Below are 19206 nucleotides of genomic sequence, written 5' to 3'. Positions count from 1 at the left end.
TCTTCGAGTATCTACAGAATGCCGACGCCGGACAGTTCGCGCGCCAGGTTGGCGGCGTAGTTGTCGGTCATGGCGCCGACGAAGTCCAGCACCTTCATATAGGCCTGGTACAGGCTGTCGTCTGTTTGAATATGGCCGTCCAATAGGCCCATCGCCAGGTGTTCGCGCGGCGTCAGCGCCTTGTCGTCCTTGGTGACGAAAGCGTGCACCGCGGGCACTAGCACATTGAGGATGGTGGCGATGCAGGGGTAGGAGGCCAGCTCGGTCACCAGCTTGGTGCGATGGCGGTACACCTTGTGGCTGGCCAGATCCTTGGCTTGCAGCAGCGCGTCCTGCACGGCCGGATCGCACAGATTGATCAGATCTTTGGCCGGAAACTCGCCGCGCAGCAGCGAGGGGTGGTGCATCATGAATTTTTCCGCCACTTCGGTCACGCAGCGGCCGATGGCCACGCCGCGCAGCGTGCCGCATTTCTGGCGGACATCGTGTACGCCCCATACGCGCTCGTGTTCGGAGAAGCCTGAAAACAGGGTTTCGAATTCCTTGAAATCCAGAATGCCGATCTCCACGGCGTCTTCCAGATCCAGAATCGCGTAGCAGATGTCGTCGGCCGCCTCCATCAGGTAGGACAGCGGGTGGCGGCTCCATTGCAGCGGGCCGTGGCGCAGCAGGCCCAGCTCCTCGGCCACCCGTTCGAAATACGGCAGCTCGGTGCGATAGATGTTGAACTTGTCGCGCTCGTAAGCCGGCGGCGCGTCGGCGGTCCACGGGTATTTGATCAGCGTGCCTAGCGCGGCGGAGGTGAGGCGCATGCCGCCCTCGCCGCTGTACATTTCCAGCGTGGCCAGCATGCGCAGGCCGTGGGCGTTGCCTTCGTAGGTTTGCACGTCGCGGATTTCCGCCGCCGACAGGCCGCTCAGCCAATGCGCGTTGCGCTCGTCGCGGAACCAGTCGCGCAGCGCGTACTCGCCGGTATGGCCGAAAGGCGGGTTGCCGATGTCGTGCGCCAGGCAGGCCACCTGCACCACGGCGCCGATGTCATGCGGGGTGTAGCCGGCCGGCAGTAGGCCATCGTGCTCCAGCATCACGCCCACGCGGTTGCCCAGGCTGCGTCCCACGCTGGCTACCTCCACGCTGTGGGTGAGGCGGTTGTGCGTATGGTCGTGGCGGGCCAGCGGGTGCACCTGGGTCTTGCGGCCCAGCCGGCGGAACGCGCTGGAGAACACCACGCGGTCGTGGTCGATGTGGAAGTCGGTGCGCAGGCCGGAGCCGCCTTCCTGAGTGGCCGGGGTCCGGGTTTCCCTCACTTCTTGCTGGATGATCTTGAAACGGCGGGTGGAGAGCAGGCTCTCCCAGTTCATGGTTTGGCTCATGGCTTGGCCCGGTGTGGATTCCATCAGGATGATAGGGGCGCGGGCCTCAAAACAAAAGAGCCAGCGCTTGGGCTGGCTCTTGCCGATGCCGGGTCTTAGCGCTTGCCGGTCTGATGGCCGATCACGCCGCCGACGGCCGCGCCGCCTACCGTGCCGATGGCGTCGCCGCCGGTGAGCACGGAGCCGAGCACCGCGCCTGCTGCGGCGCCGATGGCGGTATTTTGTTGGCGGTGCGACATGTTGGCGCAGCCAGAGAGCATCGCGACTGCGATCAGTCCGGCTGCGGTGAGTTTCAGGCTGGTCTTGGCAGTATTCATGGTAAAGGTCCTACGGGTGAGATATATGGCTTTGGCAGTCTGCTGGGGCCGCAGTTCCGGCCGGTATGTTACTGATTGTTATAGATTGGCGCAGAGGATGGCAGGTAGTTTGCGTTATGGTCTTTACTGGTAGTGTTTCATTTAGTACATTCAGCGCCTTCCACGTGTTTGGCGCCCGCCCCGACGCTGGGGCCGCGCGCTGGATGCCGCGCCCTGCGCGCGGACGGGCGCCTCTGTATCAGGGCCGCCATGCATTTCACCATTTTCGATACCCCCATCGTCCGCGATCTGTTCCGCTGGCTGTCCATCGTCATGCTCAAGCTTTGCGGCTGGAAGCTGAAGGGCGAGTTTCCCGCTCTGGACAAGTACGTGATGATAGGCGCGCCGCATACCAGCAATTGGGACTTTCCGATCACGCTGGGCCTGTGCTTCGCCGCGCGCGCCAAGATCTACTGGATGGGCAAGCATACGTTGTTCAAGGGGCCGATGGGGCCGGTGATGCGCTGGCTGGGCGGGGTGCCGGTGATGCGGCATCAGAACAATTCGCTGGTGCAGCAGATGGTGGACGTGTTCCAGCGCAGCGACAGGCTGGTGCTGGCCATTCCGCCGGAGGGCACGCGCAAGGCGGTGAAGGAGTGGAAGACTGGTTTTTACCACATCGCCTGCGGCGCGGGCGTGCCGATCGCGCTGGCTTATCTGGATTATGGGCGCAAGGAGGGCGGTTTCGGGCCGCTGTTTCAGCCTAGCGGCGATATCGCCGCGGACATGCCCAGAATCCAGGCTTTCTACGCGGACAAGCAAGGTCGTTATCCGCGCTGAGGCGGGACTGCAAACGACAAAGCGCAGCCATGGGCTGCGCTTTTTGTTTTGCGGCGTGTCTTACTCGGCCGGTTTGGGCGCGAACATCGCCTTCCAGCCGGCCAGGCCCAGCTTTTGCAGCGTTTCGATATTGCGCTCGTAGATGGCCTCGGCTTCCGGAAACGCTTCCACCGCGCGGTCGATGCTGGCTTCGCGGATCAGGTGCAGCGTCGGATAGGGCGAGCGGTTGGTGTAGTTGTCGATATCGTTGACGCCGGTGCCGTCGAACTGGAACTTGGGATGGAAACTCGCTACCTGGATCACGCCATCCAGGCCCAGGTCTTCGACGATGGCGTCGGCGATGTCTAGGAACTCATTGAAATCCAGAAAGCGGGCCAGCGTATTCGGGTGCACCAGCAGCGTGGTGTCTATTTCCTGCGGATCGGTGTCGGCCAGCAGCTTCAGCTCGGCGGCCAGTTCTTCGGCCAGTTGCTGCGGATTGGCGGCTTCGCTGATCTGGATGCGCACCTGGTTCTTCACGTACACGGACTTGGCGAACGGGCACAGGTTGAGGCCGATCACGGCTTTCTCCACCCATTCTCGGGTGGCGGCGATCACGTTTTCGTGGTTGTCGGACATGCGGGCTCCGATGGGGGGGGCGCGGATCTGCTCGGTCAGAATGCAAAAAACCCGGAATAATCCGGGTTTTCTCATCACGACCAAATGATCTCTCGAGAGAGATTAGATGGGCTGGATGTTGGAGGCTTGCTTGCCCTTCGGACCTTCGACGATGTCGAAGCTCACGCGCTGTTGCTCGGACAGGGAGCGGAAGCCCTTGGCGTTGATCTGGGAGAAGTGAGCGAATACGTCGTCGCCGCCTTCGTCCGGGGTGATGAAGCCAAAGCCTTTGGAGTCGTTAAACCACTTAACAATGCCGGTTGCCATTTTGTTAAATTCCTCAAAACGAGCAGTTGAATAAAAGGCACGAAGATCAAGGGAAATGGCGACTGAGGTACGGCTATTGCCACTACGACAACTACACATCACACAACTTGAGCATCCTGCGGGGGGAATAGTGCCTCTAGTTGCACGCCATGGCAAGCGTTTTCTGCAGGTGTGATCTGTTTTTACGAATATTTCAATACATTTGGACAGGATGTTTACATTGAAGGGCGTTGCGCGTGTCGGGATGCGTAGCGGCCATGCTTGCATATACTGGATAAAACGCCAATCCGAAGGGGTTCCATATGGCCACGCAGCAACTGATGCCGGAAATCATCGATCCCATTGCGTTCCAGGACTTTCGCGACGCATTGTCCGATTACGCGCCGCAGCTCGAACAGCTGGTTTGCCAGCTGGAGGACGGCAGCGGGAACGGGGAGAAAATCGCGCAGTTGTTCCGCATCCTGCATAGCATCAAGGGCGACGCCAGCTTGTGCCAGGTGCACTTCGTCGAACCTTATGTGCACGTGCTGGAGCATTTGCTGGACCGGGTCCGGCGCAAGGAGCTGCCATACCTGGACGTGTTGGGCGATGTGCTGCTGCTGGTGATGGACCGTCTGGTGCTGATGCTGGACGCGGTCGCGGACGATGCCCCCTTGGACGATCTGCGGATGGACGCCTTGCGGATGCGGCTGGACCCGTTGCTGGACAAGGGCGCCGACGAGCTGCCCCAGGCCTGCGCCTGGCTGGTGGCCAGTATGATGGGGCATCCGCCGGTTGTCGCGCAGGCGTCTGCCGAACAAACCGCGACGCATGGCGGCCATCGGTTTGCCGACCTGCAGTTTTTCCGTTCCCTGGCGGTGCAGCTGGAACATCGGCTGCCGGCCTATGCCGGCCGCACCGAGCGCAACCTGGCGCTTGCGCTGGAAACCAATCGCTTGGCCAAGCAGCCGTTGCCGATGGAGCAATTGGCAGCCGCTATCTATATGCACGATATCGGCATGATGCTGTTGCCGGAGTCAATGTGGCTGAAGGCCGGTCAACTGAGCGATGAGGAGCGGCGCGATCTGTCGGCTCATCCGGGTTGGGCGGCGGGGCTGCTGGAGCGCATGCCGGGCTGGGAGGAGGCGGCGGCGATGGTGGCCCAGCACCATGAGCGTCCGGACGGCAGCGGCTATCCGGACGGACTGCGCGACGGCGCCATCTGTTCCGGCGCTTGCGTGCTGGCGCTGGTGGACGCGTTCGAGTCGGTGATGCTCAAGCACGCCCAGCAAGGCCAGCGCCGCTCGATGCTGCGGGCGGTGGCCGAGCTGAACGCGTCGGAGCGGCAGTTCGATCCCTACTGGCTGCAATTGTTCAACCAGGTGGTCCGCACCCGGCTGGAACTGGGCAATGTGGTCGGCGGCGCGTAGCCGGCCGGCTCAGCGGACGCCATGGCGGGCGAACCAGTCCAGCATTCTGCGCCAGGCGTCCTGGGCATCCCGCGGGTGGTAACTGGGGCGGTAGTCGGCATTGAAGCCGTGGCCGGCGTCGGGGTAGACGACGATCTCGCTGTCCTTGCCGGCGGCGCTCAGCGCGGCTTTCATTTTTTCCACGCCGGGGAGCGGGATGCTCTGATCCTGCCCGCCGTACAGCCCCAGCACCGGCGCCTTCAACTCGCCGACGATGTCCAGCGGCTGTCGCGGCGCATTGGCGCTCGCCGGTCCCTCCAGCTTGCCGTACCAGGCCGCGGCGGCCTTCAACTGCGGGTTGTGCGCGGCATAGAGCCAGGTTTGGCGCCCGCCCCAGCAGAATCCGGTGACGGCCGCGCGCTTGAGGTCGGCGCCGTGCGCGCCGGCCCAGCGCCAGGTGGCGTCCAGGTCGTTCAGGACCTCGCTGTCCGGCACCTTGGAAACGATGTCGCGCAGCAGGCTGTCGATGTCCGGCGCTTGCGCCGGATTGCCGTGGCGGAAATACAGTTCCGGCGCCACGGCCAGGTAACCTTGCTTGGCCAGCCGGCGGCACAAATCCTGGATATGCTCGTGCACGCCGAAGATTTCCTGGATCACGATCACCAGCGGCCAGGGGCCGTTGCCTTCGGCCGGACGGGCGTAGTAGCCGGGCATCGTTCCCTTGCCGGTGTCGATGTCGGGATGGCCGGTCTGCAGTTGCCGGCTGTCGGTGAGGATGGTGCTGGCGGCGATCGGTTGCACGGCCAGGGCGAAGCCGAGGCTGCCTGCGCCGGCGAGGAAGCGGCGACGGGGGAGGGTGGCGCTGTTGTCGCTCATCTTGGGATGACTCCTTTGTCGGGGCGGGGACTGGTGTCCGCGCCGATTTTCGATAAAATTTGAATAAACGCTGGTAGCTGCTCTAACTAGAACTAACAAAATCGGCAATGCGTCCAAGCATCAGGACATGTTTGGACGATTTTTGAAGCGATGGCCGGCAAGGCGCCGGCGCAACTGATGCAAGTGGAATATGACGGATTCGTCTGCAAAGGTAAAACTGCCGCGCAATTTTCTCCGCGCCGGCCAGCAAGCTCCGGTCGATGTGTACGCCAAGAACGGCGTGCTGTTGCTGAAGCGCGGGCTGTATGTGCTGACCGAGGAGCAGCGCGATCGCCTGGCGCAGCTGGGGCATGGCGAAAGCGAAGAAGTGGCGGCCAAGCTCGAGCGCGAGCGGCTGGAACGCGCCGCCCAGCGCGAGAAAGAGGCTGATCAGCAGCGCAACAGCGCCAACCCGCTGCAGGAGATGGCCTTCTTGCTGCGGCGGGCCGAGGGCGTGCTGCAGCATGGACTGGCGGTGCGGGACCTGGCCGGCAGCCTGCTGGGCATGGCCGAGGGGCTGCTGGCGCTCAGCCGCCGCCACCCGGACGGCGTGTTGGCCAGCGTGTTCTTGTTGCCGTTCCAATGCATAGGCAGCGCGCAGAGCGTGCACGTGGCCGCGGTGCTGGCGGTATTGGGGCGGCGGCTGGGCTTGTCCGACGCCGAGCTGCGGCCGATGCTGGGGGCGGCCCTGAGCATGAATCTCGCCGTCACCGGTTTGCTCAACCAGCTGGCGGCGCAGAGCGCGCCGATGGATCCGGCGCAGCAGGAGGCGATGTTCGCCCACCCGGCGCTGGGCTCGGCCATGCTGCGGGAGGCGGGCGTCGACGACGAATACTGGCATTTGCTGGTGCAGCAGCAACATGAGCAGTTGGACGGCAGCGGCTATCCGCAGGGGCTGGCCGGAGACGAGATCGAAACCGACGCCCTGCTGTTGCAGATGGTGGATCTGGTGTGCGGCTGCGTGCACAACCCGCAGCCTCAGTTGCCGGCGCTGGTGCTGGGCAGCCTGTTCCGCGGCGAACTGGGCGGTTTCCCGCCGCAGCATGTGTCCTTGCTGGTGAAGGAGATGGGCATCTATCCGCCGGGCAGCTTCGTTCGGCTGGCCAGCAACGAAGTGGCGGTGGTGACGCACCGCGGCGACAAGGCCAACACGCCCAAGGTGGCGGCGCTGCGCAAGCTGGACGGCCCGCCTTACGCCGATCCCCTGCTGCGCGACAGCCGCCAGCCGGCCTACCATGTGATGGAGCCGGTCAGCGCGGCGGTGGCGGCGGTCAAGCCCGCCTATCTGTACAAACTGTGGTACAAGCCCTGAGTCGCTTTATGGCTGGGCCGCCGCAGGCATCGCCAGCGGGCGGATCTTCACCTGGCTCAGGTCCTTGATCTTCCATACCCGCCGCATGTGGCCGAAGTCGCGCCGCTGCTCGTCTGACAGCTTCACCTCCGGCAGGAAGGACATTTCCACCTGCACCTGCCCCAAATAGACCGTTTCGCCTTCATCCAGATGGAAGGGCGCGTTTAGCCGGAACTGCCGCATCTGCAGATTGGACCCGAAAGCGCCGTCGTCCACCCAGTGGCCCCACGCGCCGGAGACGCGGTAGTCGCCCGGGGGCAGCGCCATCAGCACCAGCTTGCCCTCGGCCGGCGACATCCCTTCCTCGCCGAACACCGTGTCGGTGATCAGGCTGGCGACGTCCTGGGCCGCCACGCGGCCGCCGGCGTCGCTGACTGTCAGGCCGATGGTGGCGCGGTCAGGGTCGAAGGCCTTGCCGGTCAGCGAAACGATGGCGTAGGCCTGGCCCGGCGGCGGGGTCAGCGAGCCTTTGAGGCGGTCGGCCATGGTGGCGCAGCCTGTCAGCAAGGCGAACGCGAAGCACAGTAAGGCGGAGCGGAGCATGTTTCCTTCCTTTTGCCGATCAGCCGGCCGGCGCGTCGAAGATCATGCAGGTGGTGGTGGCGTGGGCGTACAGCTTGCCCGCCTCGTCCTGCAGCCGGGCCTCCGCGGTAGCCATGCGGCCGCCGGCATGGATGACCTGGCCGCTGCACAGCAGTTTGCCGTGGCGGGGCTGGACGGCGCGCACGAAGTTCACTTTCAATTCCAGCGTAGTGTAGCCCTTGCCGCGCGGCAGCAGCGAGTGGACGCTGCAACCCATCGCGGAATCGAGCAGCGTGCTGATCACGCCGCCGTGGACGCTGCCTATCGGGTTGAAATGGGATTCGTGCGGGACGAAGGCGAATTCGACCTCGCCTTCCGCGGCGCGGACGAAATCGAAGCCGAGCAGCCTCATCACCGGCGGTGGCGGGATGCGGCCCGCCTCCATTTCCCGCAGGTATTCCAGGCCGCTCAGCGTCTGGGCGGCGCGGGCGCCTATCATCGGATCGTCCCACTGGACGGTAAGGCTGCGTTCGGCGGCGTCTGGGCTCGGCATGGAAAATTTCCCCTGGTGGCAAGTCTTCAAACTTGCCATTGCGGCGGCGGGATCGTCAATGCTTATGACGTTAGGGCGATGTGGTGGGCAGATGCAGCGCGATGAATTCCAGCAGCCGTTGCGGCAGCCAGTCTATCCGTCCGGGAAAGGGGCCGGTGGCGAAGCCGACATGGCCGCCGTCCTCGGGGAAGTCCAGCGTCACCGCGGCCGACACCTGGCTGGCGTCCGGCAGCGCGCTTTCCGGCAGGAAGGGATCGTTGCGGGCGTTCAGCACCAGGGTGGGGCGGGCGATGCGGGCGAGCTTGGGTTTGCTGCTGGCCTGGGTCCAGTAGTTGAGCGCGGTGCCGAAGCCGTGGATGGGCGCGGTGACCAGGTCGTCGAACTCGATGAAGGTGCGCGCGCGGCTCAGCCTGGCGCCGTCGAACAGACCTGGATGGCGCTGCAGCGACGCCATCGCCTTGGGTTTCAGCGTGTCCATGAACATCCGGGTGTACAGCAGCTTGCCCAGGCCGCGGTCCAGCCTGGTGCTGGCGGCCACCAGGTCCAGCGGCGCGGACACCGCGGCGGCGGCCCGCGGCAGCGCGGCTTCGCCGTCGTCGGCCAGGTAGTTGAGCAGCATGCTGCCGCCCAGCGACACGCCGACGGCGGCGATGGCGGCGAAGCGGCCGGACAGCCGCTGCAATATCCAGCGCACCTCGGCGGCGTCGCCGGCGTGGTAGGCGCGCGGCAGCGGGTTGTCCACGCCGCCGCAGCCGCGGAAATGCGATACCGCGCCGTGCCAGCCGCGCGCCGCCACCGCTTGCATCAGCGCCTTGGCGTAGTGGCTGGCGCTGCTGCCTTCCAGGCCGTGGAACAAGACCACCAGCGGTGCGCCGGGCTGGCCGTCGACGAAGTCCAGCGCGATGCGCGCGCCGTCCGGCGTGTCCCACAGCTCGCGGCGGTAGGGCGGAGCGTCCTGCTTGACGGCCAGCGCCGGCCAGATGGTCTGGGCATGGCCGCCTCGCAGCCAGCGCGGCGCGCGGTAGCTCATGGCGCCGGCTTGACGGCGGATTTGGGCCGGAAGGCCTTCACCACCGCTTCATCGGTTTCGATGTAGGGCGCGCCGATCAGGTCCAGGCAGTAGGGCACGGCGGCGAAGATGCCGGGCACTTCCACCTTGCCGTCGGCGCCGCGCAGGCCTTCCAGCGTTTCCTGGATGGCCTTGGGCTGGCCGGGCAGGTTCAGGATCAGGCTTTGCTTGCGGATCACGCCCGTCTGGCGCGACAGGATGGCGGTGGGGACGAAGCGCAGGCTGATCTGGCGCATCTGCTCGCCGAAGCCGGGCATCACGCGGTCGGCCACCGCCAGCGTGGCGTCCGGCGTCACGTCGCGCGGCGCCGGGCCGGTGCCGCCGGTGGTCAGCACCAGCTGGCAGCCTTCGTCGTCGACCAATGCCTTCAGCGCGGCCTCGATGCCGGGCTGCTCGTCAGGGATCAGCCGGCTCACCGTCTCGAACGGCGTGGCGATGGCGCGGGACAGCCAGTCCCGCAGCGCGGGCAGGCCCTTGTCTTCGTAGACGCCCTGGCTCGCGCGGTCGGAAATGGAAACCAGGCCTATCTTCAGCATCACTCGTCGTCCTCTTCCTCATCCTTTTGCCAGATGCGCGGCTTGCCCGGCTCGGGGATTTGTTCCTTGATCAGCTGGTACAGCTGGCGGAAAGCCTTGGGCGGCTTGTTGTCCTGTTTTTCCTTGCGCGATTGGCGCACCAGCGAATGCAGCTGCTTGGGGTCGGTCTCGGGGAAGCTCTGCAGGAACAGCGGCTGGTTGGCGTCGTCGGCCATCAGCTTGTCGCGCCAGCGCTCCAGCAGCTTCTGCCAGGCGATGTGCTCGGACGATTCGCCCTTGAGAATCTGCAGGTATTGCTGGATCGGCTCGGGATCGACATTGCGCATCAGTTTGCCGATGTACTGCAGCTGGCGGCGGATGGCGCCGTGCGCGGTCAAGCGCTTGTATTCCAGCAGCGCGGAGAGCAAATCCTCCGGCAGCGCCATTTTCTTCAGCGTATCCTTGGACAGCTCGACCAGTTCGCTACCCAGATCCTGCAGCGCGTCCATGTCGCGCTTGCGCTGGGACTTGCTGACGAAACCATCGTCGTCGTTCTGGTGGTCGGTCATTGTTGCTAGGTCTCACTCGGTTTTCAAGGCTGGTATGATACCGGAAAAGGCCGCCGGCCGTTTCCACGTTCCGAAAGATACTATGGCAGATAAGACATTCAGTTTCAGTCCCGATACCTTGAGCGGGATCGCCGGCCGCGTGCTCGAGCTGGCGCGCCAGCAAGGCGCCAGCGCGGCCGAGGCCGATGTTTCCGAGGGCGTCGGCCAGACGGTGAGCGTGCGCCTGTCCGAAGTGGAAACCATAGAATACAACCAGGACAAGGGCGTCAGCGTCACGGTCTACCTGGGCAAGAAAAAGGGCCATGCCAGCACCTCCGATTTCTCCGACGAGGCGCTGTCCGACACCGTGCGCGCCGCGCTGGACATCGCCCGCTACACGGCCGAGGACGATTGCGCCGGCCTGGCCGACCCGCAGCTCTTGGCCGACGACCTGCCGGACCTGGACCTGTTCCACCCCTGGCAGCTGCCGGTGGAGGAGGCGATCGAGCTGGCGCGCCGCTGCGAGGACGCCGCGCGCGCGGTGGACGCCCGCATCCGCAATTCCGAAGGCGCCAGCGTGTCCGCCCAGGCCAACCAGTTCGTCTACGCCAACAGCAACGGCTTCAGCGGCGGTTTCGCCGGCAGCCGCCACAGCCTGTCGGCCGCGGTGGTGGCCGAGCAGGACGGCGTGATGCAGCGCGACTACTGGTATTCCGCCGCCCGCCATCCGAACGATCTGGCGCCGGTGGAGGAGATCGGCCGCATCGCCGGCGAGCGCGCGGTGCGCCGCCTGGGCGGGCGGCGGGTCAAGACCGGCCAGCACCCGGTGCTGTTCGAGGCGCCGGTGGCGATGTCGCTGCTGGGCCACCTGGCCGCGGCGATCAGCGGCGGCAATCTGTACCGCAAATCGTCCTTCCTGCTGGACGCGCTGGGCAAGCCGGTGATGGCGTCCCGGGTGACGATAGACGAAGATCCGTTCCTGCTGCGCGGGCTGGCCAGCAGCGCTTTCGATAGCGAGGGCGTGGCGACGCAGTCGCGCCGCCTGGTGGACGGCGGCGTGCTGCAGGGATATTTCCTGAGCAGCTATTCCGCGCGCAAGCTGGGCATGCAGACCACCGGCAATGCCGGCGGCGCACACAACCTGGTGGTCCACTCCACCGGCGAAAGCTTCGCCGAGCTGCTGGGCCGGATGGGCAGCGGCCTGTTGGTGACCGAGCTGCTGGGCCAGGGCGTCAACACCGTGACTGGCGATTACTCGCGCGGCGCGGCCGGCTTCTGGGTGGAGAACGGCGTGATCGCCTACCCGGTGGAGGAGATCACCATCGCCGGTAACCTGCGCGACATGTTCCTCAATATCGAAGCGATCGCCGACGACGTGCTGGATCGCGGCGGCCGCCGCATCGGCTCGGTGCTGATCGGCGGCATGACGGTGGCCGGCGAGGAGTGAGCGGCAGCCTGTTCGCGCCGGACCAGGGGCCGTGGCTCGAGCCGCTGTCGGCCGGGACCGCGCTGCTGCACGGCTGGGCCCGCGCCGGCGAGGCGCGGCTGCTGGAGGCGGTGGAGGCGGTGCTGAGGCAATCGCCGCCGCGCGGCATGGTCACGCCGGGCGGGCAGGCGATGTCGGTGGCCACCTCCAGCTGCGGCGACTGGGGCTGGGTGTCCGACCGCCGCGGCTACCGCTACTCCGCTGTCGATCCCGACAACGGCCAACCCTGGCCGGCGATGCCCGATCCGCTGCGCGAGCTGGCGCGGGACGCGGCCGCCGAGTCGGGCTTCGCCGGTTTCGATCCCGACGCCTGCCTGATCAACTGCTACCTGCCGGGCGCCCGGATGGGCCTGCACCAGGACAAGGACGAGCGCGATTTCTCGGCGCCCATCGTCTCGGTGTCGCTGGGCCTGCCCGCGGTATTCCTGCTGGGCGGCCTGCGCCGCGCCGACAAGGCCGCGCGCATCCTGCTGCAGCATGGCGACGTGCTGGTATGGGGCGGGCCGGACCGGATGCGCTTCCATGGCGTGCAGCCGGTCCAGCCCGGCATCCACCCGCTGCTGGGCGAACGCCGCATCAATCTCACTTTCCGCAAGGCCCGCTGATCCATGCCCGTCATTCATTGCGACATTCCGCTGCCGGCTGGTTTCCGCCCGCAGGACATCCTGGCTTTCCACCGCCGCGACGGCGAGCGGCTGGCCGAGCAGGTGGGCGACGACGGCTTGAAGAAAGGCCTGTTGTGGCGGGGCCTGCCGGCCTGCCTCGATCTGCGCTTCCGTTCCGGCCGGGCCGTCCTGACGCTGGACGCGGACGGCGGGGCGGACGACGCCGGCGAGCTGGAACGCATGGGGCGGCGCATGCTGGGCCTGAACCAGCCGGTGGAGGCGTTCGAGCGCCAATACCGCGGCCATCCGCAACTGGGCGGCCTGATCGCCGCGCGCGCCGGCCTGCGGGTGCCGCAGACGGCGACGCCGTTCGAGGCGCTGGCCTGGGCGATCACCGGCCAGCAGATCAGCGTGGCCGCGGCGGTGACGATACGGCGGCGGCTGCTTCAGTTGTGCGATTGCCGCCATTCTTCCGGCCTGCTGTGCCACCCGGATGCGTCGCGGCTGGCGGCGCTGACGGCCGATCAGCTGGGCGAGGCCGGTTTTTCGCGCGCCAAGAGCCGCGCCATCCTGGCTTTGAGCCAGGGCGTGGCGAGCGGCGCGCTGCCGCTGGATGCCTGGCTGGAAGGCGCGGCGGCGGAAGATATTTCCGAACGGCTGCTGGCGGTGCCCGGCATCGGGCCGTGGACGGTCAGCTACGCCTTGCTGCGCGGTTACGGCTGGCTGGATGGCTCGCTGCACGGGGACGTGGCGGTGCGCAAGGCGCTGGGCATGGTGCTGGGCATGGCCGACAAGCCCGACCAACGGCAGACGCAGGCCTGGCTGGAGGCGTTCTCGCCATGGCGCGCGCTGGTGGCCGCGCATTTGTGGGCCTTGCTGCAGGCGGGAGGCTTCTGAGCGCCAGCTTGCGCCGCTTGGGCGCCATTTTCGGCAGGCGCTTTCGCCGTTCGCCAGTCCCCGCGTTTCCGGCTGCTCTGGCCCGGCTTCGTTCTGGCGCTTGCGGTCGCTTCGTCTTTTTGACTATGTCTAAATAGTACTGACAAGGCGTTAAGAAAGAGACGAGCATGGGCGGACCGAGCAGAATCGGCTTGGTGCTGTCGGGCGGGGGCGCCCGCGCGGCTTACCAGGTGGGGGTGTTGCTGGGCATTGCCCGTTTGCTGCCGGACCCCAAGCGCAATCCCTTTCCCATCATCTGCGGCACCTCGGCCGGCGCGATCAACGCGGTGGCGCTGGCGGCCGGCGCCGGCAATTTCCAGCTGGCGGTGAATACGTTGGCCAAGGTGTGGAAGCATTTGCATATCTCGGACGTTTACGACGTCAGCGCCGGCTACTTCATCAAGACCTTCCTGCATTTCGGCGTGTCCCTGCTGAGCGCGGGCCACGCCTGGAACAATCCGCAGAGCTTTCTCGATAACGCGCCGCTACGCGACACGCTGGGACGCTGGATGCCGTTCGAGGGCATCGCGCCATCGATAGATTCCGGCGCGCTGCAGGCGCTGGCGTTGACCGCGTCCTGCTACACCACCGGCATGTCGGTCACCTTTTTCCAAGGGCAGGAGCACTTGGGCGAATGGATGCGCTATCAGCGGCACGGCGTGCGCGAACGGATAGGGCTGGACCACCTGATGGCGACGGCGGCGATTCCTCTGATCTTTCCCTCGGTGCGGATCGGAGAGAAATTTTATTGCGACGGCGCGGTGCGCCAGCTGTCGCCGTTGTCGCCGGCGCTGCACCTGGGCGCGGAGAAGCTGTTCGTGGTGGGTTTGGCCAGCAAGCGGCCGGACACGATAGAGCGGCGCAATGTCGGCTCTTACCCGATGCCGGCCCAGATATTCGGCCACCTGCTCAACAGCGTGTTCATCGACAGCATGGCGGTGGACATGGAGCGTCTGACCCGCATCAACCATACGGTATCGCTGCTGCAGAGCCACGAGGAGCTGGCCCACCAGACCCAGCTCAAGAAGGTGGATATTTTCCAGCTCAATCCCAGCAAGTCGCTGGAGGGCATCGTCTATCGCCATACCCATTTGTTTCCGGCCATGCTGCGTTTCATCATGCGCGGCACCGGCGCCACCCGGCAGCGTGGCACCGCGCTCGCCACCTATTTGTTGTTCGAGCCGGCCTATTGCCGCGAGCTGATCGCGCTGGGCTACCGCGACACCCTGCAGCAAAAGGACGCGATCCGGGAATTTTTGGAGTTGTGACGCCCGGAACTTTGCCCCGCCGACCCAATCTCAGCTTTTCCGTTTACACTGCGTTCACTCACTGGACATAACAGGAAAGGTTAAGGGGGATGGGTTTGAATATCACGAACCGTCAGGGGTTCTTGCTGGTGGCGGCCGCCTGCGCCGGCGCCATCGGGTTTGCGCTGTTCGCGCAATACCAGCTCGGCCAGGAGCCGTGCCCGCTGTGCATTCTGCAGCGCATCGGCGTGATGGCCGTGGGCGCGCTGGCGCTGCTGGCGGCGCTGCACAACCCCGGGCGGACCGGCGCGCGGGCGTGGGGCGGCCTGGTGACGCTGGCCGGCCTGGCGGGCGCGGGGGTGTCGCTGCGCCAGCTGTGGCTGCAGAGCCTGCCGGCCGACCAGGTGCCGCAATGCGGTCCGGGCCTGGAGTTCCTGATGGAATCCTTTCCCTTGTGGGATGTGTTGTCCAAGGTATTGAAGGGCAGCGGCGAGTGCGCGGAAATCCATGGCCGCTTCCTCGGCATGACCATGCCGTTCTGGGTGGCGGTGTTCTTCGCGGGCGTCATCGTCTGGACGCTGTGGCTGGTTGCCCGCCGCCGCCGCGGCTGAGCGTTGCCCGAATTCTCAATCCAGTCGCGCGGACGCATCGTCCGCGCTTTTTTTTGCGCCGGCGTCGGATGAAAAGTAAAGGCTGGCGCGGTTGCGGCCGCCGCGTTTGGCTTCGTACAGCGCCTGGTCGGCCTGTTCGAACAGGGTGCGGGTGCTGTCGGCCGGGCCGGGGACGCAGGCGCGCACGCCTATGCTGCAACTGATCTTGCCGAGCGGGCTGGCGGAGTGGGGCAGCTCCATCGCCGCCAAATGGCCGAGAAAGCGCTCGGCGGCGGACAAGGCTTGCGGCGCGTCGCCTGGCGTCAGCAGCACGCCGAACTCCTCGCCGCCCAGGCGGGTGGCCAGTTGTCCCTTCTGGCGAAAACAGTCCTTGAGCGCCCGCGCCACTTTTTGCAGCGCTTCGTCGCCGGCGTAATGGCCGTAGTGGTCGTTGTATTTCTTGAAGTGGTCGATATCTAGAATGAGCAGCGCCAGCGGTTTGCGTTTTTGCCGGCTTTGCTCGACGGCATGGCCGAACACTTCATCGAAGTGGCGGCGGTTGTAGAGCCGGGTCAGGCCATCGGTGAAGGCCAGCGAGAACAGTTGGGCCTGGCCGCTGACGTAGCGCAGCGTGCCGCTGAGCAGCAGCAGGATGGCCACCACGCTGCCGCCGGCCCAAATCGAGGCGAAGTAAAGCAGCGCGGCCGACGACAGCAGCACGGCGCCGGAGGCCAGCGCGTAGCCGGCCAGCAGGCTGCGCGCGCGCACCCGGCGCGACAGCAGCCAGTCGCCCAGTCCCAGCAGCAGCGCGCCCAGCAGGCATTCCCATGGCAGCGGCATTGGCCGTATCTGTTGGTGGGTGAGCAGGCCGTGCACCATGTAGGCGTCTATTCCCACGCCTGACATGCCGGTATTGTTCGCCGAAACCGGCGTCGGCTGTTGGTTGCCCAGGCCGTTGGCGGTCACGCCGATCAGCACGATGCTGTCTTCGAAGAACGAGGCCGGCAGCCGGCTCAGCGCGTCGCTGTACGATACGGTGTGGAAGGGCTTGGGACCGCTGCTGAACGGCACCATCACCAGATCGCGCCGTTGCCAGGCCTGGCCGGGGCGGGGCGGCTGGGCTGGCGGGATGGCCTCTTTCTGGCCGTTGGCTACGGCGCAGACGGCGGCGGCGAAGCTGGGGTAGCGCGGCGCGCCCAGGCCGGCTCGCAGGTAGACGCGGCGTATGGTGCCGTCCTCGTCGCGCTCGTAATCGGTGTGGCCGAGCGCGGCCATCGCCGATGCGATAGGCGGCAGCGGGCGGGTTTCCAGCAGCTGGCCGGCCTGTAATTCCGGAAACACCGGGCCGACCACCTTGCCGTTGCGGCGGATGGCTTCGGCAAGGTGCTTGTCGGCTTCGGGGTGGTCGCGAGAGGGTTCGGCGATGGCGATGTCGAAGCCGACCGCGCTCGCGCCGCCCAGCTTGTCCAGCAGCTGGGCGTGGTAGGCGCGCGGCCAGGGCCATCTGCCCAGCTCGGACAGGCTCTTTTCATCGATGGCGATGACGATGAGGTTCTGGTCCGGCGGGTGCAGCGGGTTGGCCCGGGTCAGGCTGTCGTACAGCCAGAAATCCAGCCGGCCCAGCAGCTGGCTGGCGATCAGCAGCAAGCCTAGCAGGGCGAGCAGCAGGGGAATGCCCCTGCTGTAGCGGGAGATCTGGGTGGAGCGCATCGCGTGATTTTACGGCAAAAGCAGCGCGGGATACCGTTCTTCGGCATGGTATCCGCCGTCGCCGTCCACCAGAATGGTGACGACGAAACGCCCGCTGGGCATGCGCAGCAGCGACCAGGCGGGCTCGTCGGCGCTTTGCTGCCAGATGATGCGGCCGGGTTCGTCCGGCCGGGCCAGTTGCAGCGTGTAGCGCGCCTTGGCCACCGGGTAGCGGCGGGATTGCAGCTTGCGGTCGCCGGGCAGGCCCATTTCATACCAGGCCTTGATTCTCAGCTCCTGAGTGTTGCCGTAGGGGCCGGCTTGGCCCTTGTCATCCAGCGAGGCCAGCCGCCAATACCATTTTCCCTTGTCGGGCAGATTGAGCGCGAAGGCGTCCTGTTCCAGCCTGCCCTGGTACCAGATATCGGCGAAGGCGGGGTCGCGAGCCACTTGCAGCCAGGCGGGGTGCTCCGGGCTGGCGCTGCTTCCGACCCATAGCGTCTGCGCGCGCTGGCTGGTCCGCTTGGCGTCGCTGAAAATCAGCGGCGGCAACGGGCTGGCGGCCAGGGTGAAGCCGCGGCTGGCGTCGTAGCCCTCGATGCCTTGGGTGTTGCGGGCGCGAACGGTCAGCAGGTAGCGGCCATTTTGTGGGAGTTCGGGGTAGAAGCGTGCCGTTTCCGTGCCGCGGTTGTACAGCTGCTGCTGGGTCTGGGTGTCGGACAGCGCGAGCTGATAACCGGCTTCGCCGTTCTGTTTGTGCCACTCCAGCAGCGGAGGATTGAAGGGGCTGACGGTGATCATGCCGTCTAGGGTCGGGGCCTTGGGCAGGGCCACCGATTGCTTGCCGCCGCTGCGGCCGCCGAATCCCGCGGGAATGTCCAGCTCGTCGCCATCGGAGGCCAGGTTGACCTTTCCATGCAGCACTTCGGCCGCGGTGTCCTGGTCGTCCAGGCTGCGCACGCGGAACTCGGTGCCGCGCACCGTGGTCACCGCCGATGGGGTGTAGATCTGGTAACGGTTGGGCATCAGCTGTCTGGGCACCACGGCGTTGCTCGCCGAGCCGTGATCCAGCCGGTTTTGCGACTGGATGGCGCCGGTGGTGGGGTAGTACACCTGTTTGCCCAGCGTCAGCTTGCTGTTGGACCACAGCTGCAGCATGGAGCCGTCGGCCATGCGCAATTTCAGCATGGCGTCCTTGCCGGTGGAAATCCGGCTGCCGGCCTGAAGGTGGAGGCCAGGGGCCGCTTTCAGCGGCTGTCCATCCGCATCCTGGACGTTGACGGCGCCGGACAGCGCTTCGATGGTGACCGACGATTCGTTTTGCCGAGTCCAGCTATAGGGAACGGCCAGCTGGCTGCCGGGCGTCAGCCGATAGGGGTTGGCGATGCCGTTTTGCTGTTGCAGTTTCGGCACATAAGCGGGCGAAGTCAGGTGCTTGGCCGCGAAGGACCACAGCGTATCGCCCGCTTGAACCGTGTATTGCCATGTGGCCTCTTCGCCGCCGCTGCCGGCCCAGGAGGCGTGGCTGCTCAAGCACAGCGCCAGCAGGGCAGTCTTGTTCATGTGAAATCTCTTGATATGAATTTTTAAAAGTCTGACAGTATTGCCAGCAATCCGGCATTTTGCAACCGCAACATGCGAATGGGGTGGGGCGGCTGTGACGAGCGGCGCACGTGCGATGGGAGAATGCAAAAAAGCAGCCTGAGGCTGCTTTTTTGCAAGATTGGCGGAGTGGACGGGACTCGAACCCGCGACCCCCGGCGTGACAGGCCGGTATTCTAACCAACTGAACTACCACTCCGTTTTCTGGTGGGCGGTACTGGACTCGAACCAGCGACCCCTGCCGTGTGAAGGCAGTGCTCTACCAACTGAGACTAACCGCCCGAAAACTGTATGCTGCGACTGCTTGAAACTGTTGGCGGAGTGGACGGGACTCGAACCCGCGACCCCCGGCGTGACAGGCCGGTATTCTAACCAACTGAACTACCACTCCGTTTTCTGGTGGGCGGTACTGGACTCGAACCAGCGACCCCTGCCGTGTGAAGGCAGTGCTCTACCAACTGAGACTAACCGCCCGAAAACTGTGTGTTACGACTGCCTGAAACTGTTGGCGGAGTGGACGGGACTCGAACCCGCGACCCCCGGCGTGACAGGCCGGTATTCTAACCAACTGAACTACCACTCCAACCGAAACTTTGGTGGGCGTTGACGGAGTCGAACCGCCGACATTCTGCTTGTAAGGCAGACGCTCTACCAACTGAGCTAAACGCCCGATATCCGGGTACTGCTTTGTAACTGTTGGCGGAGTGGACGGGACTCGAACCCGCGACCCCCGGCGTGACAGGCCGGTATTCTAACC

General features: G+C 65.6%; 20 protein-coding genes and 6 tRNA genes. 8 read left to right on the top strand and 18 right to left on the bottom strand.

The genetic code is table 11. The features are described 5' to 3' along the window. Window positions 1-11: 11 nt before the first annotated feature. The gene (locus ACY3GB_RS06550; protein WP_463088038.1) at window positions 12-1361 is read right to left on the bottom strand and encodes a deoxyguanosinetriphosphate triphosphohydrolase; all 1350 of its coding nucleotides are present in this window, start codon (window positions 1359-1361) and stop codon (window positions 12-14) included. A gap of 107 nt (window positions 1362-1468) precedes the next feature. After that, window positions 1469-1690 carry a glycine zipper 2TM domain-containing protein gene (locus tag ACY3GB_RS06545; RefSeq protein WP_463088037.1) on the bottom strand — a complete coding sequence of 74 codons (222 nt, stop codon included), beginning with the start codon at window positions 1688-1690 and terminating at the stop codon, window positions 1469-1471. Window positions 1691-1939: 249 nt separating this feature from the next. On the opposite strand from ACY3GB_RS06545, the gene ACY3GB_RS06540 reads away from it, so the two are divergent. Beyond that, a complete protein-coding gene (locus ACY3GB_RS06540; RefSeq protein WP_463088036.1) occupies window positions 1940-2509 on the top strand; it encodes a lysophospholipid acyltransferase family protein in 570 nt (189 codons plus the stop codon). Window positions 2510-2569: 60 nt separating this feature from the next. Here the strand turns inward: ACY3GB_RS06540 and ACY3GB_RS06535 are convergent, their stop codons facing one another. Both ACY3GB_RS06535 and ACY3GB_RS06530 read right to left on the bottom strand, forming a co-directional pair. Beyond that, window positions 2570-3127, bottom strand: coding sequence for a DUF1415 domain-containing protein (locus ACY3GB_RS06535; protein ID WP_463088035.1), 558 nt, complete (start codon window positions 3125-3127; stop codon window positions 2570-2572). Between the two features lie 102 nt (window positions 3128-3229). After that, complete coding sequence (locus tag ACY3GB_RS06530) at window positions 3230-3433, bottom strand: cold-shock protein (protein ID WP_021475250.1); 204 nt, start codon at window positions 3431-3433, stop codon at window positions 3230-3232. Between the two features lie 302 nt (window positions 3434-3735). Here ACY3GB_RS06530 and ACY3GB_RS06525 point away from each other — a divergent pair, with 302 nt between their 5' ends. After that, a complete protein-coding gene (locus tag ACY3GB_RS06525; protein ID WP_463088034.1) occupies window positions 3736-4842 on the top strand; it encodes an HD domain-containing phosphohydrolase in 1107 nt (368 codons plus the stop codon). 9 nt (window positions 4843-4851) lie between these two features. Here ACY3GB_RS06525 and ACY3GB_RS06520 read toward each other — a convergent pair whose 3' ends face one another. Further along, window positions 4852-5697 (bottom strand): dienelactone hydrolase family protein, encoded by an 846-nt coding sequence (locus tag ACY3GB_RS06520; protein WP_463088033.1) that lies wholly within the window; start codon window positions 5695-5697, stop codon window positions 4852-4854. A 190-nt stretch (window positions 5698-5887) separates the two neighbouring features. On the opposite strand from ACY3GB_RS06520, the gene ACY3GB_RS06515 reads away from it, so the two are divergent. Next, window positions 5888-7048 carry an HD-GYP domain-containing protein gene (locus tag ACY3GB_RS06515; RefSeq protein WP_463088032.1) on the top strand — a complete coding sequence of 387 codons (1161 nt, stop codon included), beginning with the start codon at window positions 5888-5890 and terminating at the stop codon, window positions 7046-7048. A 6-nt stretch (window positions 7049-7054) separates the two neighbouring features. On the opposite strand, the gene ACY3GB_RS06510 is transcribed toward ACY3GB_RS06515, so the two are convergent. The 5 genes from ACY3GB_RS06510 to yjgA form a co-directional block, all read right to left on the bottom strand. Further along, window positions 7055-7630 carry a hypothetical protein gene (locus ACY3GB_RS06510; protein ID WP_463088031.1) on the bottom strand — a complete coding sequence of 192 codons (576 nt, stop codon included), beginning with the start codon at window positions 7628-7630 and terminating at the stop codon, window positions 7055-7057. A 19-nt stretch (window positions 7631-7649) separates the two neighbouring features. Beyond that, window positions 7650-8162, bottom strand: a complete 513-nt coding sequence (locus tag ACY3GB_RS06505; protein WP_463088030.1) for a PaaI family thioesterase — start codon at window positions 8160-8162, stop codon at window positions 7650-7652. 70 nt (window positions 8163-8232) lie between these two features. Beyond that, on the bottom strand, window positions 8233-9192 hold the full coding sequence (locus ACY3GB_RS06500) for a YheT family hydrolase (protein ID WP_463088029.1): 960 nt from the start codon (window positions 9190-9192) through the stop codon (window positions 8233-8235). Continuing rightward, on the bottom strand, window positions 9189-9767 hold the full coding sequence (gene mog / locus ACY3GB_RS06495) for a molybdopterin adenylyltransferase (RefSeq protein ID WP_463088028.1): 579 nt from the start codon (window positions 9765-9767) through the stop codon (window positions 9189-9191). The genes ACY3GB_RS06500 and mog overlap by 4 nt, the downstream gene beginning before the upstream one ends. After that, window positions 9767-10315 (bottom strand): ribosome biogenesis factor YjgA, encoded by a 549-nt coding sequence (yjgA, locus tag ACY3GB_RS06490; protein ID WP_021475258.1) that lies wholly within the window; start codon window positions 10313-10315, stop codon window positions 9767-9769. Before yjgA ends, mog begins: the two co-directional genes overlap by 1 nt. Before the next feature lie 82 nt (window positions 10316-10397). Here yjgA and pmbA point away from each other — a divergent pair, with 82 nt between their 5' ends. The 5 genes from pmbA (at window position 10398) to ACY3GB_RS06465 (ending at window position 15179) form a co-directional block, all read left to right on the top strand. After that, window positions 10398-11741 carry a metalloprotease PmbA gene (gene pmbA, locus ACY3GB_RS06485; protein WP_463088027.1) on the top strand — a complete coding sequence of 448 codons (1344 nt, stop codon included), beginning with the start codon at window positions 10398-10400 and terminating at the stop codon, window positions 11739-11741. After that, the gene (alkB, locus tag ACY3GB_RS06480; protein ID WP_463088026.1) at window positions 11738-12385 is read left to right on the top strand and encodes a DNA oxidative demethylase AlkB; all 648 of its coding nucleotides are present in this window, start codon (window positions 11738-11740) and stop codon (window positions 12383-12385) included. Before pmbA ends, alkB begins: the two co-directional genes overlap by 4 nt. 3 nt (window positions 12386-12388) lie before the next feature. Then, a complete protein-coding gene (locus ACY3GB_RS06475; protein ID WP_463088025.1) occupies window positions 12389-13282 on the top strand; it encodes a DNA-3-methyladenine glycosylase family protein in 894 nt (297 codons plus the stop codon). Window positions 13283-13449: 167 nt separating this feature from the next. Next, a complete protein-coding gene (locus ACY3GB_RS06470; protein WP_463088024.1) occupies window positions 13450-14589 on the top strand; it encodes a patatin-like phospholipase family protein in 1140 nt (379 codons plus the stop codon). Window positions 14590-14678: 89 nt separating this feature from the next. Continuing rightward, window positions 14679-15179 carry a disulfide bond formation protein B gene (locus ACY3GB_RS06465; RefSeq protein WP_463088023.1) on the top strand — a complete coding sequence of 167 codons (501 nt, stop codon included), beginning with the start codon at window positions 14679-14681 and terminating at the stop codon, window positions 15177-15179. 15 nt (window positions 15180-15194) lie between these two features. On the opposite strand, the gene ACY3GB_RS06460 is transcribed toward ACY3GB_RS06465, so the two are convergent. From ACY3GB_RS06460 to ACY3GB_RS06425, 8 genes are all read right to left on the bottom strand, one after another. After that, a complete protein-coding gene (locus tag ACY3GB_RS06460) occupies window positions 15195-16868 on the bottom strand; it encodes a CHASE2 domain-containing protein (RefSeq protein ID WP_463088022.1) in 1674 nt (557 codons plus the stop codon). A 9-nt stretch (window positions 16869-16877) separates the two neighbouring features. Beyond that, a complete protein-coding gene (locus ACY3GB_RS06455) occupies window positions 16878-18410 on the bottom strand; it encodes a FecR family protein (protein WP_463088021.1) in 1533 nt (510 codons plus the stop codon). A gap of 161 nt (window positions 18411-18571) precedes the next feature. Further along, window positions 18572-18648 (bottom strand) — tRNA-Asp (locus tag ACY3GB_RS06450). Between the two features lie 6 nt (window positions 18649-18654). Continuing rightward, window positions 18655-18731, bottom strand: a tRNA-Val gene (locus tag ACY3GB_RS06445). 32 nt (window positions 18732-18763) lie between these two features. Beyond that, a tRNA-Asp gene (locus ACY3GB_RS06440) sits at window positions 18764-18840 on the bottom strand. Window positions 18841-18846: 6 nt separating this feature from the next. After that, window positions 18847-18923: transfer RNA gene (locus ACY3GB_RS06435), tRNA-Val, on the bottom strand. Between the two features lie 32 nt (window positions 18924-18955). Further along, a tRNA-Asp gene (locus ACY3GB_RS06430) sits at window positions 18956-19032 on the bottom strand. Between the two features lie 11 nt (window positions 19033-19043). Then, a tRNA-Val gene (locus ACY3GB_RS06425) sits at window positions 19044-19119 on the bottom strand. Window positions 19120-19206 lie beyond the last annotated feature (87 nt).

Source organism: Chromobacterium sp. Ag138 (genome assembly GCF_055181315.1).
The sequence above is the reverse complement of the archived record's forward strand: the minus strand, read 5'-3'. Positions and strand labels throughout refer to the sequence as shown.